Source organism: Paenibacillus sp. FSL R7-0198, from assembly GCF_038000415.1.
Lineage (GTDB): Bacteria > Bacillota > Bacilli > Paenibacillales > Paenibacillaceae > Paenibacillus.
Genome location: NZ_JBBOCB010000001.1, coordinates 5185266 through 5212038, shown reverse-complemented (window position 1 = coordinate 5212038; position 26773 = coordinate 5185266). Strand labels below are relative to the sequence as shown.

Genomic DNA, 26773 nt, shown 5'->3' with positions numbered 1-26773 from the left:
ACGAGAAGGGGTTTACAAGAGTTATCATACCTCCGCTACCTTAATAGAAGCTGAAAGCGAAATAAAAAAAGCATGAAAACATATATCCCCGGTGGACAGAAATTTGAGTGCCTTCTTTTCAGTCAGTACATCTATCTCTCTGTCCAAACGCTTTCGTCAATTCTAACATATACTATTCTAGCTTTTCTCAGGAAAAGACATTCATATAAAAGGAGATGAACCTATGGCAGTCCTTTCTACAGGCCCGATCGAGAACAATCTCTCCGGTGGCAGCAGGCCTACACAACAAGTCACCATCAAAATGGTCAACACCGATTCCATCAATACGTCCAATGTACTCATTCAAGGTTATTTCCTGAATGGAACGAGGACCTTATATGTGCTTCAATCCGTTAATCTGACCCCCGGGCAAGTCTTCTCTCAAACCTACTTTGCCAACCTGGATGGATACGAATATGTATTCACAACGGGTGGAGGCGCAGCTGCATTAACTGAAATTTCAGTGTGGGGAAAAGACAGCACCGGGCAAATTGTCACCGCACATCGCATTGTTTCGAATGAACTAGTTCTATAAAAGGGGGGAAACCAGATGCCCTCAATCCCTGTCCTTTGCTGGTCGAGGGTTTCTTATTTTCGCAGCACATACGATGGATGCATCTTTCCTGTCGGTTCATAACGTTCATCACCTGTATACTCAAATCCCAGCTTGATCAAGATGTGACGTGACACTTCATTATCCGGATGATGCCCGGCAAACAGTGCCTTCACGTTCATTTTGTCAAAGGCATAACCAATTGCCGCCCGTGCCGCTTCCTGCGCATACCCTTTGCCCCAGTGATCCCGGGTTAGATGAAATCCCAATTCATACATATCCTCTTCTGAAGAATACGGACGCAGGCCACAGCAACCGACAAACACCTCCGTCTCTTTCTCAAAAAGGGGCCAATATTGCACTCCCGCTTCCTTCTGCCTTTGAATCTCCTGTGTTAATCGCGCTTCTACTTCATCCTCACTCAGAAATCCCTTGCTGCTAATCCATTTGGCAACCTCATGATCGCCCCACAATGCAAACGCCAGCGCACGATCTCCTTCGTTCCAAGTCGCACATTCCAACCGTTCCGTTTCAAATAAGATTGTTCTGTTCATCATCCACTAACCTCCTGTATGCCAACACCAATCTGCGTGCCGCCTATACCTTAAATTAATCGAATGACCGTCAGGATAAACAACATTTATATTTGTATACGTTCATACCTTCTAATCACACTTATAATTGCTTAGCCAATTCCTCAAATTGATTGATGTGAGGCTTGATCTCTTTCTCTACACTTTTTATGAAGGAACTAAATTGCTTAGGATTATACTCATCTCCAACACCAACACTTTTATATATTTTTCCCTTTTGGTATGTAAACGAGAAGAAATAGTTATTCTTTAATCCATTCAAAATATTTCCGGCATCTCCCAAGATCTTAAGACTCATTTTCGAATCTTTGTAAGCAAAATAATATGGCGGATCATATTCTCCATTTCGTACATCATAGCCTGCAATCCACTGATCTTTTGCAAATGTCCCTGTTTGGATTCGCGATTCCAGCATATCTCCAGTCAATGCTATTTCGTTAACCTGAAGTTTACCTTTACCATCCTTTTTGTCATTCCTCCAGTTCCCATCATACTTGGACTCTGTAATACTGTCCTCTCCGCGTGTTATAACTTTATATACGCCGTGTCCCGAACGTTTCCCCTGTGCCCAGCTTCCTTTGTAGGTTTTGGTTTTCCCCCAGGTCATGGTTCCATTCCCGTGAGGTTTTCCATTTTTGGTCTCTCCATAATATGTAGCCCCATTGCCATACTCCAGAGTAGCCAACTCAGTCACAGCCTGAGCAACATGTGGTAACAGAATTACAGACAATACTAAGGTTATCCCCAAAATACAGATGAACATCTTTCTAAACAACAAATCTCCCTTTCTCTCGCTGTATAAGAAATTCATTCTTATAACAACCTATTAATAAATCAAATAATAAGACTCTAGTATAATATCACTTTTAATCCAGAAGGTTCCACATAAAAAAAGAAAAACCCCTGCCGACAAGATGTCCGACAGAGGCCATTCCATTCCAGTCCACATCAATTACAAATCTGCTGTGGCAAATTGAATTGTTCCGGAAGCTGCGCCGCCAAGGTTAGCTAACAAGGCAAAAACCAGAACTCCACCTGCAGAAATGGTAAGACTGCTGTTTACAGGAACAACGTAAGTGACTACTGGTGCATTAACACGTGTAATCACGAGAGATACCGGAAAAGGTCCAAAGTTGTTCACTGTAGCGCTGGCATTGGTGCCTCCAGCCAAGTTTTCGTAGTAAGACTTACCTACACCTGCTGGAAGATTGTAAAACTGTTGCGGTAAAAGGATGGCCATCGAAATCACCTCCTTTTGCTGTGATACGGTATTCTATGCTTGAAATCTATTAAAGCAACGGTGAATTACCAGCGTCATAATGTCCAATTTTGATAGACTTCATAGATTGATAGACGACTGTACGCAAAAAAAAGCCCCACCGGACCATCCGGTGGGGCTAACTAAGCTTACTTTATTATTACAGGTTTAATTACGCATACAGCATGAAAAAGTTCAGTTCATGGCCCTGCTGCTTGAGATAGTTATACAGCTGCGAACGGTGATGGAATACATGCGTTACCGTTTCAATCTGCCATTGTACCTGCAAATGACCATGTTCCATATAAAAAGCTTTCGTTGAACGATTCAAAAAGTCATCTTCGCTCAATCCCGTGATATAGGCTTTGTAGGATTCGAAATTGCTCCATAATGTTGCTTCAAGCTTCTCGATATCCTCAATCCCCGACAGGCTATTCTCTACCAGCCCAACCTCAGCTTCACCTTTTTCCTGCATAATGGCAAGATCGGATGCGGTAATCTGGATAAAATGATGCACTAGCTCCACCAATGAACGCATATTCTCCTGTGGACGATAAGACCAATCCTCCGAACGGATCAAGCGAATTAACGAAGCCCCCGTACGTACGCCTGTTTCCAATTCATTTAACAAGTGATCCCGAATCTGCAATGTTCCATTCATATATGATGTCTCCCTTACCTTTTATTCTCACGATTTAAGTATAACCGACGTTTCTACAGATCTATTGTACAAATCGGACAACATCCTGCCATGCTCTCTGGCTGCCGTCAATGGAGTCTCTCCATAAAACTTGCGAAATTGCCGAATCAGATGGGCTTGGTCAAAAAATCCATGATTCTGGGCAAGCATTGCCCAGTCTGCCGTGTTTCCCTGATGAATATCGCTCAGCACACGATGAAAACGAACCACCTCACTGAATCGTTTGGGGCTGATTCCGACCCATTCCGAGAACTTGCGATGCAACTGCCGTTCACTAATCACTTCACGCATCGCCAGCTCTTGGACAGTCATACGTCCCCCATCTATAAAGATGCGGTGCAGCACGTTTTTCATCAAATTGTTCTCAGATGTGCTTGCCTGCACGGGCAACGGACTCAAGTACGCATTCATAACCTCTACTCGCTCTGCAAAACTATTCGTTTCGGCCATCCGTTCCTGAAGCTCGTTAAGCTTCTCCGGCCAACATTCCTGAAGGGCAATTCGCTTATCCGTAAACCACTCCAGAGGCATGCCATGGAAGACATGCGCTCCACCCGGGAAGAACCGGACACCAAAGGTGTAGTCTCCAGCAGGGGAACCATCATCGGATGGCTCAGGTACAGCGAATGGCTGTGTATAATTGCCACAGTAAGCATAGGAGTGCTCTGAACAGACTGGGTCGTATGTAATCAGCATGTCCGTGCAACCATCCGGCAATACCCGGGCAGGTGCCGTCGTCATCAATCGCTCTGGACCTTCTCTATTAGCAACATCTGCATGCGTGTTCGGAAGAGATCCTGATTCCCAATAACAGGCCACATAAGCCATCAAGCCGGCAGCAGGTATTTTCTCAACATAATAACTGTTAGGGTACGTTCCATTTATCTGAATAGGCTTAAACAACGGGTGCAGGCTGTGATCCACAATTCCATCCTCCGGTCACTAGAGTTGGTTACACATTATGTATTCATCTATCATACCACCAACCGAAGAAATGAAGAAAAAAAGTGCCCTACCGGAGGACAATCCGATAGGGCCAGTCACACATCTATTTAACACGAGAAGGGGTTTACAAGAATCATCTTACCTTCCCAACCTTAATAGAAACTGAAATTAGGATGAAAAGAACATCAATTTTTCTAAAGTGTCTTGATCAGTATGGACGCAATCAGCACGGATGCCGTTGTGACAGTTGTGAATCCACCCACCAGCATTGGTGTTAAAATCTCATCGAGGATAGCTTTGCGTTCATTTTCATCACGCCCAACTGAACGGCTTACTTCCTCACAGATAATGTAGTCACCCGGAAAACCAAATAGTGCGGTCAGTGCCACAGGCAGACCTTTGAGCGGGTCCCATTTGAACAGCTTTGAGCCAACAAATCCACCGATCAGCACCCCAACTACACCAACTGCGATAATGAACAACACCGGAATAATAGAACTAACCACCGCATCAAAAGTGATCGACTCCATACTTGTCATAACTACAACAATCAGACCTGTCATGGCAATTCCCGATGTACTTGCTTTATCCAGAATACGAGAAGGGAATAGCCCGATCAGATGACCCAGAACACCAAGCAACAGAGCCCAGATACTATAGCTAAGTCCAGTTACATTTCCCAGATAAATGGAGAGACTGCCCATAATGAACAAGAGCAACAGCAGAATAGGTGCGGTCTGGAAACGCTGTGGAAGGAATGTATTGGCATTCGCTTCTTTAATGTTCACATGGCCTTCCCCTGCAACCTTGTTTTCAAATGCGCCCTGCTTCTGCAGTTTTAACGCATATCTGCGTAACATATTGGTTGCAATCGGCATCCCCACGAGGGAATGAATACCCAGAATGACAGCCGGAATTGTAATCAGATGACCCAAGTTCATCTCCTGCAACTTCGTGGTTGTGATCAGATAAGAGATAATGCCACCAACAACCGGACTTGATCCGGCAACAGCCGTAGGATAACCATAGAACGGTGATACGATTAACAGGATCAGACCTGTCGCCGTGAGTGATGCGAACAATGAGATCAGTATAGCTTTATATTGGGACCGTATTAATTTCAGCGGTATTAATGTCCCCATGTGTACAATCAGCGGAGCCACCATGAGAGCCCCGAACGCCGTCAGAGCAGAGCTGGAGACCACTCCTTTGGGAAATAACCCCGCCCAGTTCAGCAGCAAATATCCGATCAGAATAACAAGCAAGGAAGGAATTCGCGCTTTGGACCAGATCGAAACCAGTTCCCCTATAGCTAAAATAACAAGTAATACTGTGGCGATATATATCGGTTGACTAAACATGGTGGCTTCTCCCCATTCTCTATGTTGTCAGTGCAGTTCAGTACACATAGAACCATCTTTCTTATTTCAAGCGTTCACCTGATAAATAGACCTGTTCGATATTCTCTGTGTGTTCGAGCAGTCCAATATCCGTCAACGGATTTACATTCAATACCAGCAGATCAGCAGCTTTGCCAGGTTCAATCGTACCGATCTCCGCTTCCATCTGCATCGCTCTCGCCGCATCTCTTGTTGCAGCTACGATCGCTTCCATCGGCGTAAATCCAACATCTTCAACAAGCAATCGCAATTCGAGCGCATTCCCGCCATGCTCAACAGGTGCACACGTGCAGAAATCTGTCCCTACTGCGATGGTTACGCCTGCCTTACGCGCGATAATCATATTCTCTATATGCTCCTGATATACACTTTTGGCTTTGCGAATGCCAAATTCGGGAACACCGTATTTATGCCCTTCTTTGATGATCCGATGTACAATGGCCAGCGTTGGAACCAGAACCGCCTTTTGATCCAGCATCATGCCAATGCCTTCTTCATCAATGTAGATCCCGTGTTCAATGGTGCGTACGCCCGCTCCCAACGCATTTTTGATCCCCTGTGCACCTTGCGCATGTGCAGCCACATAAGACTGCACCGCTTCCGCTTCATACACGATTGCCTTCAGCTCATCCATGCGGAATTGTGACCAGCGAGGGTCATCTTTCTCCGAAAGTACCCCGCCTGTGGAACACACTTTAATGAAATCTGCCCCTTCACGGAACTGCGTGCGTGTTGCCTTAATGACCTCCGGAACGCCGTCACACACGGTGAAGATATTCAGTTCCGTTGGAATCATATGGATATCTGCATGCCCACCCGTCTGAGAGAGCATATGACGGGAAGTTTTAATCCGCGGCCCCTTCACCACACCTTCCTTGATCAGATCGCGAATGTATACAGCAACATGGCTACCCACATCCCTGACGGTTGTAAAGCCCGCGTTGATCAGCTTCGGCAGATCCTGAAGTGCTCTCCCCATTTGAAGTTCATTGGCTTCCAGCGCCACCGCAGCCATATTCAGATTTTTGGCCCCGTGCACATGTACATGAGCATCGATTAATCCGGGCATCACCGTTTTGCCTGTTACATCAACAAGCTTGGCATTTTCCGGGATTGGAACGGCTGCCTTCGCACCCGCAGCTATGAATTTCCCGTTCTCAACCAGAACCACACTATCGGAAACAGGCTCTCCACCTTGTCCATCGATTAACAATGCACCTGTAAAAGCAGTAATTTGAGTCATCTGTACTCCACCTCATTTTTCAGACTTGGTTGTAAGTCCAACTAAAGAATATTCACACTCCCACTCCGATGACAGAATAACCTTCCGATCGCTGTTATCCCCAGATTTTTTTGATTCCCTTCTCCAAAGGGAAAATCCGGGGATAAAGGCGAACGCTTTGCTTCTTCACGTTATTTCTGTCCTCTCCGTTCTCGTGTAAAAAGTTAAGTTGAACTTAAATATTACGTGTACATTTTCGATTTACAGCTCTACTGCTGTACTACAATGAAATTGTATTGTGTTAAAGTTAATGACATTATATAAGTTGCAAATGTATAATGTCATTGTTGATAACAACAGCATTTTGATATTTATTATGGTGATACACACAATACAGAATATAAATTACACAGTATAGTGAAGGTCATGTTATATATGTAAGTATTTTTCAATGTGAATACGAAAGGAGTACGTTTGCTATGATTCATGAAGCGGTTCGCTCATTTATGGTTCAGGTCTTTGGATCTGCTTCGTACGGAATCTGGATCAAGGATGAATACGATTTCCAGTGGAATAACTGGCTGTGCGAAGGAGAAGTACCTGAATATACAGATCAAGAACAGCTCGAGTCTTCCTGGAAGATTCTCAGGTATACGTTTGTTTTTTTGTCCAATATCAACATTCGTGTGGTTATCGATACCCAGAAGCAGCTCACTCTGCTACAGAGTGAACGTCTGGAGTCTTTGATTCGGGAAGGACTGTTGAAGCAGCAGATTGAGATGGAACGTGCGCACAATGATCGATGGTTGACCGGGCTGCGAGAGCTAACCTGTTCCCTGGAGTTGAACGACTTGTTACTCAAAATCATGGAGAATGCGCTGCATGTCATCCCCTCTCTTTCCTGCGGACTGTTCATGATGGTTGATCCGGACTCTGGCAAGATGATTCCTAGAGCCAAGGTCGGTTTTCAGGATAGTGTGTATCAATATCAGGGCGAGCTGGATGAGGGCATTACGGGAAAGGTATACGAGGAAGGCATTGGCCGAATGTATAGCACACCGGATGATGCCTTTAAGGATATGGGCAATGTCAGTCAGGAGAATGCGAATATCATTGTAAGTTCACTGCCAGACGGTATTATGGCCAAAGGACTTATCGCCGTTCCCGTGACCATGAACACCCACAAAATCGGGGTGATGCTGGTATACCAATTTGAACAAAACAGACGATTTGCCCCGCATGATCTGAACGTGATGCAAGGGTTTGCGGATCAGGCAGCCATTGCCATCTCCAACGCCACCATGTATTCAGAACTGCTGGAAACGAATCGATATCTCGTTAGCCGCAATGAAATTCATAATCAATTCACGGCACTTTCCATTGAACATGTGAGCCTCGGTCATATCATTGAGACGGTTGGATCGATGCTGAAGCTTCCCACCTATTATGTGGATATGGCGAGAAATGACTGGTACCCGATTCTCCCGGAAAGTGTTTTGCTAAGTGAGCTCGATATTTATACCGCTCTAGACAGTCAGTTTAACCCGATCACCTTATCCGGTGGAAATGATCAAAGCGATTATTACCTGTATCCCATTGTGAATGGATCTCTGGTGCTTGGCTGTTTTGCCATCCAGTTAGATCATCCATTAGGCCAGTTGGATCATGTGATTTTGGAACAAGGCGGAGCTATTGTAATGCTGGAGATGGTGAATACCTACTCACTCACCGAGATGTCCTATCGGAAAAACCATGATTTTTTCAGCGATCTCGTGCAATATCGAGAACCACAGCAGTTGGAGGCACGACTTTCCAGCTTTCAGTTGCCAGCCCATCAGTCCTTGTTCGTCGCACAATTGCAGCTCTATGGGGAACATCCTGATATGAAAACAACTGAAATTTGGGTGCGCAAGTTGATTGGCTTTATCGAAAAGGAACTAGGCACCCGTGAACATCTATTGTTCAGTGCACATCACAAAATTACGATTTTGGCTGCTGCATCCGAGCCCAAGGTCAGACACTGGATCATCAGCAGGCTGGAAACGGCTGTGGAGAAATGGACCACCTCCAAAACTCCTGCCCTATCCATCGGTATCGGTGGACTTTATCAAGGACTTGAGTATGTGTCCAAAAGCAATGATGAGGCTACACGCTCGTTGTCCTTTTTGCTGAAACAAAACAAAGCTGGCGTGATGCTCTACGAAGAAATCGGGATCAATCGGCTGTTTCTGAATCAGGAACCTTCCGATATCGAGAATTACATTCATGAAATTCTGTCCCCTCTTCAACAGCAAAAATCAGGAGAGCTTGAACTCACACTCAAAACCTATATTGCTGCGAATCGATCTGTGCAAGCCACAGCAGAACGTTTGCATATTCATACCAATACGTTGTATCTGCGCCTGCGCAAAATAGAGGAGATTCTAGGTATTGATCTGAACGATTCCGAGGGTTGGATGAAGGTGTATCTGGCATGTCATTTAAGCGAAGTATACTCTGTTGCTCCTACCGCGAGTGGAGCATTAAAATTGTAACTCCATCAATTCAGTCCGTGCAGTTTGCGAAAACGCTCTGGACTCATGCCTGTATGCCTTTTAAACATCGCACAGAAATAACTGGCATTCTCGTAACCCACCAGATCAGCAACTTCATATATTCGGAGCTCTCTATCACTGAACATAAGTTGTTTGCTCCGATTGATCCGTTCCTGGTTCACGTAAAATACAGGTCTGGTATGGAGCGCCTTCTGAAAAAGCCTGCACAAATATTGGGGAGATACCACCGCCACATCGGCCAGTTCCTTCAACGAAAGTGAACGGTCCAGATGTTCTGTGATATAACGCAGCACAGGCTTCAAACGCTCCAGTTCATCATTATAATTGGCGGATGCGATGAGCAGTGGCTTCAGATCCAGCAGCAGGGCATATAATTGTTTGGAGCAATCAATATCGTAATCTCCGTAATCCGTTGTATCCCCATTCTCTCCTCTAACCAGAAGTTGCTCCAGGCCACGCAGCAGCGTGGCTGTCCTGAGTCTGCACACGCGTGAACCGGTTATGCCCGCATAAGATAATAACTGGCTCGCCTCTCTCCCCTGAAACGATACCCAAGCCAGCTCCCACCGGTCACTGATGGGCATATATCGATGCGGGACATCGGGATACAGAAAGAAAACGTCACCCGGTCCGACGATATACTCGTCTTCTTGTATAATCAGTCTCCCCTGGCCATGAATAATCTGATGGATCTGATAATCCGGGAATCCCTCTGGACGCTCGGTTTCATATTGGTGTTCCCAGTAACCAACCGTGGTCATATAGATCGGCAGGCGAGCAGCTTCTTCTGTTTTACCAAAAAAAATCCGGGTATTCATCCAGTACACCACTTTCTTCATCGTTAGTTTCATATTGTGATATATATGGGCAATATTCTTTATTCTCTAAGTCATCATTCAATTCTATAATGACAATATTATAACATTTCAGAAGGAGTTGCTGTTATGCGAAAGAAACTGGTACACACCCCTCCGGCAAATGGATACCCGGAATGGAACAACAATCCCGAGACTTTTCAAGTAGGACGTCTACCCGCACATGCGTCTATGGTAGCGTTTCCATCTATAACAGAAGCATTGTCCAATGATTCCAGCGCATCGCCATGGTACGAATCACTGAATGGTCAATGGAAGTTTGCCTTTGCGGAGACTCCAGAACAACGGATTACATCCTTTTATGAAAACAATTATGATGCCAGTGACTGGGACGAGATCGCCGTTCCTTCCAACTGGCAGCTGCAAGGTTACGATTATCCCCACTATACAAATATGACGTACCCGTGGGTCGAGCGTGAGCCTGAACTGAAGCCACCATTTGCACCAACAACCTATAATCCGGTGGGTTCGTACATCCGCACGTTTACGGTTCCTGCTGACTGGAAAGACCGTCCTGTCCTGCTGCACTTTGAGGGCGTTGAATCTGCCTTTTATGTATGGGTCAACGGGGAGCTGGTCGGTTATAGTGAAGACACGTTCACGCCCGCAGAATTCGATATCACTTCGTATCTAACGGAAGGTGAGAACAAGCTGGCTGTCGAGGTATATCGCTGGTGTGATGCGAGCTGGCTGGAGAATCAGGATTTCTGGCGGTTAAGCGGAATCTTCCGTGGTGTATATTTGCATTCACCTTCACCGGTTCAGATCGCCGATTTCTTTGTTCGTACTGAACTGGATGACGCGTATCAGGATGCGGAGCTACTGCTGGATTTGAAATTATTTAATCATAATGCCGCGCAGACCACTGCCGGACTATCCGTTCAGGCACAGCTCTATGATGCACAGCAGCAGACTGTATTGAAGCAGCCACTTACTGCCGCCGTTTCTTTCCAAGGTGAGGATGAACTTTCATTCCAGTTGTCAACAGAGGTAATAAAGCCGCTTCTATGGAGTGCCGAGTTCCCTCATCTATATACACTTGTGCTGTCCATTCAGAATGAATCGGGCAAAACGCTTGAGGCTGTTCGCAGCCGGATTGGATTCCGCAAGTTTGAACTGAAGGACGGCCTGATGCAAATCAACGGCAAACGCATTGTGTTCAAAGGCGTGAATCGTCATGAATTTTCCCCGGATAAGGGTCGAGCCATTGGGCGGGAAGACATGATCCGTGACATCGAGCTGATGAAGTCCTATAACGTTAACGCGGTGCGCACATCCCATTATCCGAATCAGTCACTCTGGTACGAACTGTGTGATGAATATGGCCTCTATGTCATTGACGAAACGAATCTGGAAACTCACGGCACATGGTATTATGGGCAAAAGGAAATGAATGAAAACAATATTCCCGCGAGCAAGCCAGAATGGCGTAATAATGTAATCGATCGCTGTAACTCGATGTTCCAGCGGGACAAAAACCATCCGTCCGTTATTATCTGGTCTCTGGGTAATGAATCCTTCGGCGGCGATAACTTCATCGCCATGTACGATTATCTGAAACAAGTCGATCCAACCCGTCTCGTTCATTATGAAGGGACTTTCCATTATCGTCCTTCTGATTCGGCAAGCGACATTGAATCGACGATGTATATCAGCCCACAAGATGTGGAGCAATACGCGCGCATGAAGGGTCCGAAGAAACCTTATATTATCTGCGAATACAGCCATGCCATGGGTAACTCCTGTGGAGGTCTGCATCTGTATTGGGATTTGTTCGATAAATATGATGTGTTGCAGGGTGCATTCATCTGGGACTGGGTCGATCAGTCCATTCGTACCACTACGGCAGACGGTGTAGAATATTTCGCTTATGGCGGTGATTTCGGTGAATCCCCTCATGATGGCAATTTCTGCGGGAACGGATTGATTCTTGCCGACAAGACAGTGACACCGAAGCTGGAAGAAGTGAAGAAATGTTATCAGAACGTTCGTATGGAAGCTATCGATGTCAAAGACGGCCTGCTGCGCATCCGAAACCAGTTCCTGTTCACGAATCTGAGCGAATATTCGCTCGTATGGACAGTAACACACGATGGTGTATCCGTAGAGAACGGCACCTTGGATATCGCGGTACCTCCAGGGAAATCAGCTGAAGTCCGCATCCCTTATACGCCATCATCCGATCTGTTCAAGGAAGCGGTGCTGACTGTATCTCTGGTTACGAAAGTTGCAACCAAATGGGCAGGAACAGGTCATGAGATTGCCTGGGATCAGTTCGTGGTATCTCCGCGATTGCGTCCAATCCAACCGGTACACCAAGGACAAGGCAATGCGCTACATGTTCAGAATCTGCAAGATGAACTAAAAGTAGCTACAGGCCAAGTCACGTTGAGCTTCAATCCAGCTACTGGCGCTTTAACGTCTTATCAAATCAACAATCAAGAGCAATTGCTCGCACCTGTCCGGCCGAATTACTGGAGAGCCATGACAGACAATGATATGGGGAACCGCCTGAATGAGCGTTCTGCCTTCTGGAGAGATGCTCACGCTACCAACAGATTAATTCGTTTCGAGCACAATGCAGACGAGCAAGGCATTCTCGTGACGACCGATTATACGTGGGATCAACATCCGGGATGCACACTGTCCATCACATACCGAATTGATGCGGATGGTGTATTGGAAATCTGTCAAACCCTTATTCCAGGCGTAGGCTTACCTGATCTACCGGAATTCGGTATGCTGCTACAACTGAATAACCGCTTGGATACAATCTCTTGGTACGGCAGAGGCCCGCATGACAATTATGCAGACCGTCTAACCAGTGCACGTCTCGGCTATTACACAGGTGCGGTTCGAGATCAATTTGTTCCATATCTGAAACCACAAGAGTGTGGTAACAAAACGGATGTACGCTTCGCTGAAATAACGTCAGCGGATGGTCAGCTTGGCCTGCATGTAGAAGCCACCATACCATTTGAAATCAATGCGTTGCCGTGGACACCGGAGGAACTGGAAGCAAACGACCATGTGTACAAATTACCTCAGAGCACACAGACTGTCGCCCGCATCAATTACAAACAAATGGGTGTTGGCGGAGATGACAGCTGGGGCGCACGTACCCACGCTGAATACACCTTGCCAGCCAACCGCGCGTATCACTTCACCTTTACGGTAAAACCTGTATAACATCAAGCAAGCACTGCCGGCATGCTGCCAGCAGTGCTTTTTTTGTATTCATACAATCTTACATTATTGAAAGATTCGTGAAAGATAGATACATAGGAGTTACAACCAACATTGATTATACTTTAAACCAACAAGATGCTGACAATGAATATATAAAATAAATGGAGGGGTTACAAATGGATCTAATACAGATTATAGGCAGAATATTGCCTATCTTAGCTATTGCATTGGCTGCGGGAGTTGTTGTAATCGGTATTACTTATTCCGTATATATTGCATACAAAAAAAGAGGGGGTAAACGAAGCATAGCCCGCAGGCAATTTATAGCGTCATTTTTGCTCTTGGGTTGGTTTGTTATTGTCATGACTTTAACCACATTTAGCAGAGGAGCTAATTATGAGGGTTGGATCAATTTAGAGCTATTCAGTGGCTATATAAATGCATGGAATCAATGGTCGTTGAGCGAATTCCAGCTCATCATTTTTAACATGTTGATGTTCGCACCACTCGGTTTCATACTTCCGCATATCGGAATGAAAACGCGTCACGTTAAGCCCGTGCTACTCATATCGCTGTTGGTAACGTTGGGTATCGAAATTTTTCAAATGAGCACCGGCAGGGGGATATTTGAACTTGATGATATTCTACATAATACACTAGGTAGTGTGGCAGGATATTTGTTGATGAGAGCGATCCTCGACAGTGTTGAGCAAAGAAAGATCACCTTAAGATCACTATGGAAGGCACTCTGCATACCACTAGTTTTTACGATGCTTTTTTCCAGTGCTTTTATCATTTATCACAACAAAGAACTTGGTAATCTCTCCATACGTCCAGCTATTTCTCAAAATATGAATCAAGTCGAAATCACGCTTAACACAAGGTTACCTGATGAGGCCGAGAAAGTGTCTCTTTATCGCAGTAGTGAAATTCACAACCTGGAATATGCCAAACGAGTTGCCTCTCTAATGAAGGATTATTTTGAATTACATCAGAAAGGTAGCATATCTATTGATGGATACAACCGAATTTGGACTTTTCTTGACAATACGGGAACAGAATATACCTTTAATTATGACGTCAGTAGCGGCACATGGTGGCTGGCATCTAATATCGAAGCAAGCACTCCTGTAAAACCGGAAGATTTAATCAAACAAGGACAAGAGTATGGCAGTTGGTTGACTCAGAATGACTTATTGCCTAAGAAAGCGATATTCAGCACGCAAAATGGAGACACGGTTCGATGGGATATCGAAAACACAGTTACAGATATCGCGAAGGGTGACAGCGATTATGATACCGGACTAATTATGATTGTCCCATCAGCAGAACCTATGATTCCTCAGAATTTATTTTACTCTATGAATAAAAATATTTATGTGCGAGTGGTTGATATTATCAGTCCGGCTGAAGCATACGAAGAAATTCCCAAGGGAAACTTTTCGATCTATAACAACTTAAAGAAAGGAGACAAACTACATGTGAACAAGTATGAACTGACTTACACCTATGACTCAAAAGGTTATTATCAGCCAGTTTATCGATTCGAAGGAGAGATTAATGGAGAGCATTGGGATGCTTTGATCCCAGCAGTAAAGAATTGATTTCAGCTTCTACGTGTCTTGATGCATGAGTTTGAAGTTTTTCATGAGAACATTATAATAAATGGGGTGCTAGAACGTTGAAATTATTTTGATTACGAGGTGAGAATTTGCAATATCCGTTTACCGCTCTTTTCATTCTTGGTTTTATCGCTTTCTTGGGATTTGTTGTTGGGATGATCCTATCTATTTGCAAAGGCAATAGGTTCCCGATCAGATATATTTTTCTAACGACGGCTTGTTTTGCGATTGCTTCAATAGGATTGTATGGCATGCTGACTTTATCTTCGAACCCTACTCAGTCTGAAATAGATCAGGCGGTGGAACACGAATCAAGTGACGCTACAACAGAAAAAAATCCGGCTACTTCACCCCAGATTAAACTTTCTGGCCTCCATATGACTACCGATGAATTTAAAAACAAGTTTAATGGCGCCGTAGGCAAATACCGACTGAATGGGTTGAGTATTACCCGCTTGAATATGAATAACTCTTCTGAGCAGGGCACTGGCGCTTTCGAGTATATATTCAATGATGAATTGCGCTTGGTTGGTGTAGTGAATGCAGATGAGAGCGTACAGGAAGTCCGGTTATATGGAACTGGTGATACGAGCGAACCAACGGGTGGAGTTTTTTTGACCGCTATCGCCACACTCATTCTCACAACCAATAGTGAGTACACGTATAACGATGCACAAGATGTCATCCAGGATATTGGTCTATTGGATCGCGATGTGAATCAGTCTGATTTTGATGAAGCGACGGTTCGAAACAGATTGGAATATCGCTTCAACGTACAGGATCATGATCACTCGACTTTTGAAATAACTGTTGCGAAATAAGATACGATTGTGCAAAAAGGCCGCTCCATGAAGGAACGGCCTAACGTATGATATATGTACTTTAGAAATGGTTTAATAGTTGCCACCAAACCAATGATGAACACCTCCCGAATGCGAGATTCACTCAAAAGTTACAGTCTCGCTTTGATTGTTCCAACTCATTTTAAAGGTAATCGGGTCTTTCGTTTTCTCCGCCTCAGTAACCGTTCCCGACATACTAAACGGTACCCCTTGTTCCTCAAGCGCTTTCCCCTGTTGTTTTATATTATTGCCGGTAAGGTCAAACACAAAATCTTTTATACGCTTTTCATCACCTATATAAGTAATCCTATAGCTCCCTGTCGATCTCTGAAGAGACACATCCCAGTTACCGCTTTTTCCATGTAGCCTATCATCCGCACCACAAGCTGAGACAATAGATAAAAGTAATATAACACAAAGAATGATTGGCAGTTTAAATAATTTCATAAAATCCCTCCTTTTAGGAATATACCCAAAAATGTGAGTTATGATATTTGCTAATCATTCCTAAGCATCTACTCTAGTATAATGTGTCTTACCTTTGAATCACATGACTAACGATCTTCTGAGCATCGTATTTAACCCATCCCAACAGTGCTGAACCCCGAGATGTTTGCCAAGGTAACCCTACAAAGTACAGCCCAGCAACCGGTGATACGCCTCTCTCGTGTATAATTACACCTTGGGCATCAAAAGCAGTATTGATATCGATCCAACTATCATTTCGTTTGAACCCAGTCGCCCAAATAATATTGTCTACTGCTGTCTCACTACCATCCTCATACAGGATGCGATCATCTATTGCATTAATGGCACGTGGGCGCAGGTTAATTTTGCCCTGGGTCATCAACTCTTTTAACTCATAGCCATAGACGTACTCTGGCTGATTTCGCAACCATTTTCCAACCATATGGTCTGCACTTGCACGTAATATTCCGAGCTTTTCAAAATACCAGAATATACTTCGTCTCATAATATGCAAAGGCCTAAAGGTAATATTTCGAGCTATGGATATGTATACGGTTTGTTTATCATCTGATGTTAACTCTACGGCGATTTGGGCACCTGAATTCCCTCCACCTACAACTACTGTTGTTCCAGGAAGCAATTGAGACATATTCTTATACTCTGATGAATGAAGCTGAATTACACTCTCGGATAATAATTTCGCAAAATGAGGCACATTCTTGGTCTGGAAAGGCCCCGTCGCAACGATAATATTGTGCGCTTCAATCATTCCATCATTGGTTTCAGCATAGTACACCTTATCTTGTTTCGAGAGACGCGAGATTTCACAGTTTAACTTTATAGGAAGATGCATTCTCTTGGCGTAACTTTCAAAATAATCTGCAATTTCATCTTTGCTTGGCAGGCCATTTTCATTCCCCCTAAGCGGCATTCCCGGTAACCCATCATACATTCGTGGAGTAAACAGATGCAAGGAATCGTACCGTTTACGCCAAGACTCCCCGACAGATGAGGCAGCGTCGACAATTAAAAAGGTTAACCCCGACCTCTGAAGATAGTAACCTGCTGCCAAGCCTGCTTGCCCAGCTCCGATAACCAATACATCATACATATGTCTCATCTCCAATATCATTTACGTATTAATATATGAGTACTTATTCATATGTATATTTTACTTAACAACTGTCAGTTTAGCAATAGATGCAAAGATCAGTACTTTTTTCAAGAAAATTTAATATTAAAAAGACTCCCTCACGGGAGCCTTTACTCATTGCAGCGTAGGTTGCATATAACTTAACTTTGATGCTAAGTATGATATGTTCTTTCGTTCGTTAGTTATTACCTGGTGTATCGATCAATGTCATCGATCGCAGATTGGTGCTCTCTTCTATGGTAATCTTCATGCTGACGAACGTCGTTCTTTAACTTTGCTAAGAATCCCCATCCCATAAAGGCAAGTAAAAGCACGGTAATCAGTGCATAAGCAAAGCTATATAGATTCATAAAAAAGTTGATAAATATTGCAGCGAGCATCAAGCCCAGAATCAACAATGTCCACTTTGTACCCTTTCTCAAATCATTTCCTCCTCAAGTCGTTACTGATTAAGCTCTCTATGTATCACAGTACATACGAAACCATAGGAACGAGGTTTCAATCACAAGGCTTCAAATCTGCATTTAGAGCGAATTACCGAATCTTTAATTAACATCAGTTCCCAGAGAAACATCTAATGTGCCAGACATCCCTTGCGCAGAAGAGGTACTTACATAATACAAACCCGTCGACAACGCTTTGTCACTATAATATGTATGCTCTTTTCCATCTGCTGGAACACTTCCAGACGTTATTGCGGTTCCACTAGTAGATCCTTTATTAATCGTGAACGTGAAGTGTTTCGAACCCGTGTTTTTAAAACTCACCTTCACATAACTAAATCCTGCCGGAATATCAAACCGATGCGTATTTGTAGTACCTGCGAAATTCTCATTATTAATTACTGTTAATGGAGTTGATGGAGTATTTATAGGTTCATTTGCTTTTACGAATCTTCCTTCAGAATTGGAAGTGAAATTATAAATTAAGATGATAACAGCAGTAGACAGCAAACCTGCCACTATCATTTTTCTAATATATTTAATGATATATGACCTCCATATCTCTTGATACTACTTTGATTATAAAATACTCAATAACACAAAAACCACTCCTTAATAATTTCTAAGAAGTGGTTTTTGTATTCATTTATAATTTGTAACAGTGACTGCTTCACAAATTCTTGTCACATCGTAACGAGAATTCACTCTGCCAGGCACATGGTGCTTTAAAGGTTTTTACACCTTTATTACATCATGCCGCCCATTCCACCCATTCCGCCCATGTCAGGCATTCCGCCACCAGCACCTGCAGGTTCTGGTTTGTCAGCGATAACTGCTTCAGTCGTCAGGAACATTGCTGCTACGGAAGCAGCGTTTTGCAATGCATAACGAGTTACTTTCGCAGGGTCAACGATACCAGCTTCGATCATATTAACCCACTCGCCAGTTGCAGCGTTGAAGCCGATTCCTGTTTGTTCTTTTTTCAGACGTTCCACGATTACGGAACCTTCTTCGCCAGCGTTAGCTGCGATTGTGCGGATTGGTGCTTCCAGAGCACGCAGGACGATGTTTACGCCTGTTTGCTCGTCACCGGACAGAGCTACAGCCGCAACCGCGCTATATACGTTCATGAGCGCTGTACCACCACCGGATACGATACCTTCTTCAACCGCAGCGCGAGTTGCGTTCAGGGCATCTTCGATGCGAAGTTTGCGTTCTTTCAATTCTGTTTCAGTAGCCGCACCAACTTTGATTACTGCTACACCGCCGGACAATTTAGCCAGACGCTCTTGCAGTTTCTCTTTGTCGAACTCGGAAGTTGTTTCTTCCAGTTGTGTACGGATTTGGCTAACACGTGCATCGATATCGGATTTGTTACCAGCACCGTCAACGATGATTGTGTTTTCTTTTGTTACGCGGATTTGACGAGCTGTACCCAGTTGTTCCACAACAGCGGATTTCAGGTCCAGACCCAGTTCTTCCGTGATCAATTGGCCACCAGTGAGGGCAGCGATGTCTTGCAGCATTGCTTTACGACGGTCACCGAATCCTGGAGCTTTAACAGCTACAGCATTGAATGTACCACGCAATTTGTTCACAACCAGCATAGCCAGTGCTTCGCCTTCGATATCTTCAGCGATCAATACCAGCGGTTTGCCTTGTTGAACGATTTTCTCAAGCAATGGCAAGATATCTTGCGTGCTGGAGATTTTTTTGTCAGTGATCAAGATGTATGGATTGTCCAAAACAGCTTCCATTTTGTCCGTATCAGTGATCATGTAAGGAGAGATGTATCCACGGTCGAATTGCATACCTTCAACCACTTCAAGCTCTGTAGCGAATCCTTTGGATTCTTCTACTGTGATTACGCCATCTTTACCTACTTTTTCCATAGCTTCAGCGATCAATTCGCCTACTTCTTCGTCAGCTGCAGAGATTGCTGCAACTTGTGCGATGGATTGTTTGGAATCGATTGGTTTGGAGATGGATTGCAATTCAGCAACCGCAGCTTTAACCGCTTTGTCGATCCCTTTACGGATACCGATTGGGCTAGCGCCTGCAGTTACGTTTTTCAGACCTTCTGTGATCAGCGCTTGCGCCAATACAGTTGCTGTTGTAGTACCGTCACCGGCAACATCGTTCGTTTTCGTTGCTACTTCTTTAACCAGTTGTGCACCCATGTTCTCGAATGCATCTTCCAGTTCGATTTCTTTAGCAATGGTTACACCATCGTTAGTGATGAGCGGGCTTCCGAATTTTTTCTCCAGAACCACGTTGCGGCCTTTAGGACCGAGTGTTACTTTTACTGCATTAGCCAATGCGTCCACACCACGAAGCATGGAGCGACGAGCGTCTTCACTGAATTTAATGTCTTTAGCCATGTTAAGAAAACCTCCCTAGTTTTTGTTGGAAAATGGTCGTGCTATATGGTTCGGTTATCCGATTAAATTTGAATTAGTCGAGAATCGCGTGAATATCGCTCTCTTTCATAATCAAATATTCTTTACCTTCGAATTTGATTTCTGTACCGGCATATTTGGAGAAAATAACGCGATCTCCTTCTTTCACTTCCAGAGCTACACGTACGCCGTCTTTCAATACTCCAGCACCAACTGCAATGATTCTACCCTCTTGCGGTTTTTCTTTGGCGGAGTCCGGGAGTACGATCCCGAAAGAAGTTGTTTGCTCTTGCTCCAGTGGTTCTACCAATACGCGTTCACCTAAAGGTCTGATCATGAAAAATAGCCTCCTTTTGAAATTATATAACGTTACATTGTAGGTTGTAGCCATATGTATTAGCACTCGACAGTGTTCAGTGCTAACAACCAACTTTATGATACTCAACTTGAAGCATGATTTCAAGTCCTTTTGACGAATTCCTGCGAGAATTTACGTTGAATTTACACGAACATAACCAAATTACACCCGCTGCGCCTGGTTATATGTTGCAATTCACTAATCTTATTCTACGAAATTGTTTAGCCCTTCTGCAACGTTAGCGGACAGTCCCTTTCCCATTGTATCCATTGTTGAACATAATATGCCTGCTTGTCCTGTCGTGTTGGTCGGCAGTCTACAGAAATAGCCCGGATAAGAACACACCGTCTTCTCCGGGCACATTACAGCTTATCCTCATTCAGCCCACATGTTTCTTATCCTCGGCACGAACGTAGCGGGATTCGATCTCTTCATCGGCTGCAAGCTGCTTGCGATATACGATTGCGGATAATAACACACTGATCTCATATAACAGGAGCAAAGGAATCATCACCAGCAGATCAGATATAAAGTCTGGAGGTGTAATAACCACTGCAATGAAGATCAGAACAAAATAAGCAACTCTGCGCATCTTGCGAAGACGAATTGGATTCAGAATCCGCAGTCCTGTCAGAAACATAATAAGTAAAGGAAGTTCAAATAACAGAGACACAGGCAGCACAATGCCAAACAGGAAGCTGAAATACTGCTTCATCCCATAGGTCTCCACAAGTCCCATCTTCTCCGTTATCGCTGTTGTGAAGGCGAGTGCCATCGGAAAAATAACATAATACGAGAAAGCCATACCTGTCAGAAATAAAAGAAACACATAGGGCACATACTTCAGCGTTGCTTTTCGTTCGCGCGGCTTTAGCCCTGGACTAACAAACTTCCAGATCTGATACACCGTAAACGGCAGCGTAATAATAAGTGAAAACAAACCGGCAATCTTCATGTAGATGCCAATCCCGTCCCAGAACGAGAAGGCATGTAACACAAAACCTTTGGCCGACTCTGCCTTGGTCAGATATTGGTATACCGGGTCCGCCACAAAAAATCCTGCAATCAGTCCCAGCACAAAAATACTTAATACGTAGATCAGCCGCTTCCGCAGCTCACTCAGATGTTCCGTAATCGACATTTCTTCCATTTGCTGCGTCATGCCTGCCCCCCATTATTGCCAGCTTAAAATACAAAACCCTTCCGGCAGGAAGGGATTTCTCTTTCATTGCCGTCAAGATTATTCCGGCAGGCGTTTATCAGCAGGCTTGTCTGCAGGTGTGCTCTCAGCCGCCAGCGGTTTCGCCTTCTCCTGCTCTTTGCGATTGGACGAGTCATCCTCAGAGATAATCTCGCGAGCGCCCTCTTTGAATTCACGGAAGGTACGCCCAACTGCACGTCCCAGTTCCGGAAGTTTGTTGGGTCCAAACAACAACAATGCAATCACGGCCAGCAAAATAAAACCCGTTGGTCCAATGGAACTAAACATTGATATTCCTCCTCGTCTCAAGCTTCGAAGATGCGCATACTCGGCCAGATGTTCATAGATGTCTCTGCTGCGTTCTTAATTTAAGCCCATCATACCATAGATGTAACCACTTACATAACCCGCAAAATTCACAAATAAGAGATGTCACTAGAACAATCTAACAACAGTCATGGCGAATCGGATATCTTGCCCAGAGTCCATGCTCGATTATTGCTTGAACTGACCCGTAACCATCAGCAGCGCTTCCGGAAGCTGATCCATAATGGCAGCCAGATGTTCGTGCACACCCTTTGGCGTACCTGGCAGATTAACAATCAGCGTGCGTCCACGAATGCCACATACCCCACGGAACAGCATTGCAGAACGGTTTTTGCTCATTACACTGTACCGCATGGCCTCTGCCATCCCGGGAACTTCCCGCTCAATTACGCGCCGGGTCGCTTCCGGAGTAATATCACGAATGGCCAGCTCCGTGCCACCGGTAGTCAGCACCAGATCGGCGTGAAAATAATCCGTCATCTCAATCAAAGCCGCAATAATCTCATCGGGTTCATCCGGAACGATACGGTACTCCACGATTTGACCACCCAGCTCTTCTTCCACCAGCTCCCGAATGACTTGTGCACTCGTATCCTCACGTTCCCCGCGGGCTCCTTTGTCACTGGCTGTCAGGATTGCTGTTCTCCACACCATAAAGATCACCCTTCTCCTCTATGAAAATAAATATTGCCTATCGGCTGTAATCACCGTTTTTGCCACCACTCTTGGAATTCAGCATGGTTGGACCGATAATCATATCTTTTTGCATGGCCTTGCACATGTCATAGACCGTCAGTGCTGCAGCTGAGGCAGCCGTGAGCGCCTCCATCTCAACACCCGTTTTGCCTTCGGTTTTGACAGTGACTTCAATGTGTAATTCATCCACTCCGTTATCATGAAAACGAATATCCACACCCGTCAGTGCCAGCGGATGGCACATCGGAATCCAGTCCGACGTTTTCTTCGCGCCTTGAATCCCGGCAATCTGAGCCACAGCCAGAACATCACCTTTACCGATTCGGCCCTCCCGAATCGCTTCCAGTGTATCTGGATTCATCGTCACCTTGGTTACGGCCACAGCCGTACGTACGGTAATTTCCTTACCCGAAATATCAACCATCCGGGCCCGCCCCTGTTCATTAAAATGGGTCAGTTTGCCACCCGAAGACTGGCCGTTGTTCACTTCTGAACTCAATCACATCACAACCCTTTATTCGATATGTAATATACCTTCGGTTGTTATCAACAGATCAATCCGCAGATCGAGCAGGTCCATCGGGATCTCCTCTTGTAGCTGACCCGGCAATACCATCGCAGCCATCAACGGTTTCTTGCCCGTCATCACACATGTTGCTGCAAGCGTCTCGGCAAAACGATCATAATAACCGCCACCATAACCAATACGCCCGCCATGAAGATCATAACCAAGCCCCGGTACCAATACGAGATCGATATCAGGCCAATCTTCAGACGTCAGGACTTCACAGGAATCCTTAGGTTCGGGTATCCCCCATATGCCTGGCTCCAGATCCTGTTCTCCGGTCACTCGCCGTAGCTCCATTCGGGGTGGATTCGCCAATACTTTTGGTGCAAGCATCACATCTCCATGTTTCCAGCCCTCTTGAAACAGAAAAGCTGTAGATGCTTCGCTTCCATAGGACAAATAACTGAATATAACGAGTGGTCTGTTCACGACCTTACTCTTGGCCTGTCTAAGGCGCTCCAGCTCCCGCTTCACTCCAGCGTTAATCTTAGTCATTGCCTGCTGACGCATGCTTACATCCATCAAATCACGGCTCTGTCTCAGTCTGGATCGAAGCTGACTTTTCAGTTCCGCATGATCCTGCATATCCTTGAATAACCTCCTGTTGATAGGGAAGGTAGAAAAAAGCTCTCATTAAAAACAATTTATATGTTATGACCAGTTGTCATCTTGTTGAAATGGTTAAAATGATTCATTTTCTGCAAAATCCTCATGTAATAACATGCCTTCTTTCAGTTTATCATTGATTGATCAAAAAGACTACATGCCCCATGCGTTCCCAATCGGTGCAATTGCTCTGTATTTCATGTAAACTGGGATATAGTTGTCATATCAAGAACTGGACCTATGGAGGAACTTAATTTTATGCTGCTGCAAGTATCCGGAATTATCAAACGTTTTGGTGTCGATCCAATCCTGGACGGCGTGAACTTACAAATATTAGAACGCGAGCGCATCGGCCTCGTTGGTGTAAACGGTGCAGGAAAATCCACTTTGCTCAAAATTGTGGCGGGTGAAATGTCCTATGACGGGGGACAGATTTTCAAATCCAAAGAAACGACGCTCGGTTACCTGGCTCAGAACAGCGGGCTGCAATCCGACCGCACCATCTGGGAAGAAATGATGAACGTGTTTGCTCACCTGACACAGGCTGAAGCCGATTTACGTCAGATGGAACGCGACATTGCCGACCCTGCCCAGATGGATGACGAGAAAAAGTACGCGGACCTGCTGGAACGTTATGCGAAACGCTCCGACTGGTTCAAGGACCATGGCGGTTATGAGATGGAAACCCGCATTCGCAGCGTACTGCACGGGATGGGATTCGGCGAATTTTCGCCAGACACCCCCATAGCTACTCTGAGCGGCGGGCAGAAGACACGCCTTGCGCTAGCTCGTATTTTGCTTCAGGCACCTGATCTGCTCATGCTGGACGAGCCTACCAACTATCTCGATATCGCCACCCTTACTTGGTTGGAAGATTATCTAAGAGGTTATTCAGGCGCACTGCTCGTGGTATCCCATGACCGGTACTTCCTTGATCGACTCGTAACAACCATCGTTGAGATCGAACGGCACCGCTCCAAAAAATATACGGGCAATTACAGCCGTTATATGGAACTCAAAGCTGCCGAATATGAGACTCAGATGAAGCAATATGAGAAACAACAGGGCGAAATCTCGAAGATGGAAGATTTTGTTCAGAAAAATATCGTACGTGCTTCGACAACCAAACGGGCGCAAAGCCGCCGCAAAGCCCTCGACAAAATGGAGCGGCTTGATAAACCGATGGGAGATCTGAAAAAAGCCCATTTCTCCTTCGAAACCGCCGTTATGTCCGGCAAGGAAGTGCTTCGAGTGGATCAGCTGTCTGTCGCTTATGATGAGGCTTCTCCATTGTTCCGCAACGTCTCCTTCGATCTGCGGCGCGGGGAAACCGTTGCTCTGATTGGACCAAACGGTATTGGTAAATCCACCATGCTGAAGTGTCTGACCGGAAGTTTACGTCCGGTACATGGAGATATCCAATGGGGAACAAAAGTGCAGATTGGCTATTATGATCAGGAACAGACTGGCCTCAATCCGTCCAACACGGTTCTGGAAGAACTGTGGAGTGCCTATCCCGGGATGGAAGAAGCACGCATTCGGACCGTACTGGGGAACTTTTTGTTCAGCGGTGACGATGTACTCAAGAAGATCTCCTCCCTCAGCGGGGGTGAGAAGGCACGTGTGTCTCTCTCCAAGCTGATGCTGAAGGAAGCCAACATGCTCATTCTGGATGAGCCTACGAACCATCTCGACCTGTTTGCCAAAGAAGTGCTGGAAGCGGCATTAATGGATTATGAAGGCACCCTGCTGTTCATCTCCCATGACCGGTACTTCCTCAATAAAATGGCTGAACGGATAGTCGAGCTTCATCCAGGCGGCACGGAGCACTATCTCGGTAATTATGATGATTATGTGGAGAAAAAACAGGAGCTTGAGGACATCGCACGTGAAGCTGCTGAGGCACGTCAGGCTTCGGCCAAGAACTCGTCCAAATCCGATCTGAACACAGTCACAACCGAAAAATCCGGAGCGGCTTCATTCGAAGCGGAAAAACAGGCGAAGCGTGAAGAGCGTAACCGGCAACGCAAGCAAGAAGCTCTGGAACAACAGATTGCGGAGTTGGAAACGAAGATTACAGAGCTTGAGTCACAGATGGCTCTGCCTGAAATCTATCAGGATTACATGAAGCTGCAAGAACTCCAGCAACAATCGGAGGAACACAAAGCAGAACTCACCAAGGCATACGAGGACTGGGAAGAACTAGCTATGGAATAGTACGAATAGTACAGACTCAGACCATGGCTTGATCACTCCAATACAAGTATAGTTGTACCACCGGCTGATTCCTTATTGGGATCAGCTTTTTGTTTGTTGAGGACGAGTATTGAAGCCATGCACCTTATGTTCTGTATGTTCCTTGAGATTGAACTCTAACCTACGAAGGTTAGGAAGCTGTTTTGGCTTTTGTCAAATTTACTCGAATGAAGAGAAATATTTTTATCCCCCTTTTCCTCACACTTATCCACAAGAAAGCAAGATAGCAAGCACATTAATAAGCTTAATTATACAGCGGTAGAATAGCCTTTTACACACAAAAACCATATTTATCCACCAAGTTATCCACTTTATCCACAACTTTGTGGATAGTAAGGAGTCATTCTATCCCCTAAACCCTTTTCCTTTCGAAAACTATACTGGTTTGACTTTGCGGTAGTTACCCACAAATTACACTGGATATGTGGATAACTATAGTCACACCTTGACAAATGCATTCTCCTGCTACTCAATGCACCTCCATAATAAGACAAAAGCAGACCTT

General features: G+C 45.0%; 25 protein-coding genes. 6 read left to right on the top strand and 19 right to left on the bottom strand.

Annotated elements, in window-relative coordinates:
- Positions 1-223 precede the first annotated feature (223 nt).
- On the top strand, positions 224-574 hold the full coding sequence (locus tag MKY87_RS22590) for a hypothetical protein (protein WP_339785598.1): 351 nt from the start codon (positions 224-226) through the stop codon (positions 572-574).
- 53 nt (positions 575-627) lie between these two features.
- Here the strand turns inward: MKY87_RS22590 and MKY87_RS22585 are convergent, their stop codons facing one another.
- The 7 genes from MKY87_RS22585 to MKY87_RS22555 form a co-directional block, all read right to left on the bottom strand.
- Positions 628-1149: a GNAT family N-acetyltransferase gene (locus MKY87_RS22585; protein WP_339785601.1), complete on the bottom strand. Its 522-nt coding sequence runs from the start codon at positions 1147-1149 to the stop codon at positions 628-630.
- A gap of 118 nt (positions 1150-1267) precedes the next feature.
- The gene (locus tag MKY87_RS22580) at positions 1268-1933 is read right to left on the bottom strand and encodes a hypothetical protein (RefSeq protein WP_340966304.1); all 666 of its coding nucleotides are present in this window, start codon (positions 1931-1933) and stop codon (positions 1268-1270) included.
- A 204-nt stretch (positions 1934-2137) separates the two neighbouring features.
- Complete coding sequence (locus MKY87_RS22575; protein ID WP_339785605.1) at positions 2138-2425, bottom strand: hypothetical protein; 288 nt, start codon at positions 2423-2425, stop codon at positions 2138-2140.
- Positions 2426-2615: 190 nt separating this feature from the next.
- Positions 2616-3104 carry a DinB family protein gene (locus MKY87_RS22570; RefSeq protein WP_091033740.1) on the bottom strand — a complete coding sequence of 163 codons (489 nt, stop codon included), beginning with the start codon at positions 3102-3104 and terminating at the stop codon, positions 2616-2618.
- Between the two features lie 27 nt (positions 3105-3131).
- Positions 3132-4067: a helix-turn-helix domain-containing protein gene (locus tag MKY87_RS22565; protein ID WP_340966302.1), complete on the bottom strand. Its 936-nt coding sequence runs from the start codon at positions 4065-4067 to the stop codon at positions 3132-3134.
- 215 nt (positions 4068-4282) lie between these two features.
- On the bottom strand, positions 4283-5449 hold the full coding sequence (locus MKY87_RS22560) for a hypothetical protein (RefSeq protein WP_340966300.1): 1167 nt from the start codon (positions 5447-5449) through the stop codon (positions 4283-4285).
- A 61-nt stretch (positions 5450-5510) separates the two neighbouring features.
- Entirely contained in the window at positions 5511-6731 is a 1221-nt protein-coding gene (locus MKY87_RS22555) for a metal-dependent hydrolase family protein (protein ID WP_340966298.1), read from the bottom strand.
- Between the two features lie 458 nt (positions 6732-7189).
- Between MKY87_RS22555 and MKY87_RS22550 the strand changes: the two genes are divergently transcribed.
- Positions 7190-9244 (top strand): helix-turn-helix domain-containing protein, encoded by a 2055-nt coding sequence (locus MKY87_RS22550; RefSeq protein WP_340966296.1) that lies wholly within the window; start codon positions 7190-7192, stop codon positions 9242-9244.
- 5 nt (positions 9245-9249) lie between these two features.
- Here MKY87_RS22550 and MKY87_RS22545 read toward each other — a convergent pair whose 3' ends face one another.
- Positions 9250-10116: a helix-turn-helix transcriptional regulator gene (locus tag MKY87_RS22545; protein WP_340966294.1), complete on the bottom strand. Its 867-nt coding sequence runs from the start codon at positions 10114-10116 to the stop codon at positions 9250-9252.
- A 93-nt stretch (positions 10117-10209) separates the two neighbouring features.
- Between MKY87_RS22545 and MKY87_RS22540 the strand changes: the two genes are divergently transcribed.
- The 3 genes from MKY87_RS22540 to MKY87_RS22530 all read left to right on the top strand — a co-directional run bounded on the left by MKY87_RS22540 (position 10210) and on the right by MKY87_RS22530 (position 15772).
- The gene (locus MKY87_RS22540) at positions 10210-13329 is read left to right on the top strand and encodes a glycoside hydrolase family 2 TIM barrel-domain containing protein (protein ID WP_340966291.1); all 3120 of its coding nucleotides are present in this window, start codon (positions 10210-10212) and stop codon (positions 13327-13329) included.
- 176 nt (positions 13330-13505) lie between these two features.
- A complete protein-coding gene (locus tag MKY87_RS22535) occupies positions 13506-14933 on the top strand; it encodes a VanZ family protein (protein ID WP_339785625.1) in 1428 nt (475 codons plus the stop codon).
- A gap of 269 nt (positions 14934-15202) precedes the next feature.
- A complete protein-coding gene (locus MKY87_RS22530) occupies positions 15203-15772 on the top strand; it encodes a hypothetical protein (protein ID WP_339785628.1) in 570 nt (189 codons plus the stop codon).
- Positions 15773-15892: 120 nt separating this feature from the next.
- On the opposite strand, the gene MKY87_RS22525 is transcribed toward MKY87_RS22530, so the two are convergent.
- From MKY87_RS22525 to MKY87_RS22475, 11 genes are all read right to left on the bottom strand, one after another.
- Entirely contained in the window at positions 15893-16240 is a 348-nt protein-coding gene (locus tag MKY87_RS22525) for a hypothetical protein (protein WP_339785629.1), read from the bottom strand.
- Between the two features lie 88 nt (positions 16241-16328).
- A complete protein-coding gene (locus MKY87_RS22520; RefSeq protein ID WP_339785631.1) occupies positions 16329-17381 on the bottom strand; it encodes a flavin-containing monooxygenase in 1053 nt (350 codons plus the stop codon).
- 218 nt (positions 17382-17599) lie between these two features.
- Positions 17600-17836: a hypothetical protein gene (locus MKY87_RS22515; RefSeq protein WP_339785634.1), complete on the bottom strand. Its 237-nt coding sequence runs from the start codon at positions 17834-17836 to the stop codon at positions 17600-17602.
- Between the two features lie 123 nt (positions 17837-17959).
- The gene (locus tag MKY87_RS22510; protein WP_339785637.1) at positions 17960-18382 is read right to left on the bottom strand and encodes a hypothetical protein; all 423 of its coding nucleotides are present in this window, start codon (positions 18380-18382) and stop codon (positions 17960-17962) included.
- Positions 18383-18603: 221 nt separating this feature from the next.
- Positions 18604-20238, bottom strand: a complete 1635-nt coding sequence (groL, locus tag MKY87_RS22505) for a chaperonin GroEL (protein ID WP_036611259.1) — start codon at positions 20236-20238, stop codon at positions 18604-18606.
- Positions 20239-20311: 73 nt separating this feature from the next.
- Positions 20312-20593, bottom strand: coding sequence for a co-chaperone GroES (groES, locus tag MKY87_RS22500; protein ID WP_017690077.1), 282 nt, complete (start codon positions 20591-20593; stop codon positions 20312-20314).
- Positions 20594-20993: 400 nt separating this feature from the next.
- Positions 20994-21776, bottom strand: coding sequence for a twin-arginine translocase subunit TatC (gene tatC, locus MKY87_RS22495; protein WP_192133095.1), 783 nt, complete (start codon positions 21774-21776; stop codon positions 20994-20996).
- A gap of 78 nt (positions 21777-21854) precedes the next feature.
- Positions 21855-22103, bottom strand: coding sequence for a twin-arginine translocase TatA/TatE family subunit (tatA, locus tag MKY87_RS22490; RefSeq protein WP_036668966.1), 249 nt, complete (start codon positions 22101-22103; stop codon positions 21855-21857).
- Positions 22104-22310: 207 nt separating this feature from the next.
- The gene (locus MKY87_RS22485; RefSeq protein ID WP_017690080.1) at positions 22311-22796 is read right to left on the bottom strand and encodes a MogA/MoaB family molybdenum cofactor biosynthesis protein; all 486 of its coding nucleotides are present in this window, start codon (positions 22794-22796) and stop codon (positions 22311-22313) included.
- 37 nt (positions 22797-22833) lie between these two features.
- Positions 22834-23337, bottom strand: coding sequence for a cyclic pyranopterin monophosphate synthase MoaC (moaC, locus tag MKY87_RS22480; RefSeq protein WP_280530852.1), 504 nt, complete (start codon positions 23335-23337; stop codon positions 22834-22836).
- Positions 23338-23352: 15 nt separating this feature from the next.
- Entirely contained in the window at positions 23353-23991 is a 639-nt protein-coding gene (locus tag MKY87_RS22475; protein ID WP_340966286.1) for a 5-formyltetrahydrofolate cyclo-ligase, read from the bottom strand.
- A 279-nt stretch (positions 23992-24270) separates the two neighbouring features.
- On the opposite strand from MKY87_RS22475, the gene MKY87_RS22470 reads away from it, so the two are divergent.
- A complete protein-coding gene (locus tag MKY87_RS22470; protein WP_338592023.1) occupies positions 24271-26229 on the top strand; it encodes an ABC-F family ATP-binding cassette domain-containing protein in 1959 nt (652 codons plus the stop codon).
- Positions 26230-26773 lie beyond the last annotated feature (544 nt).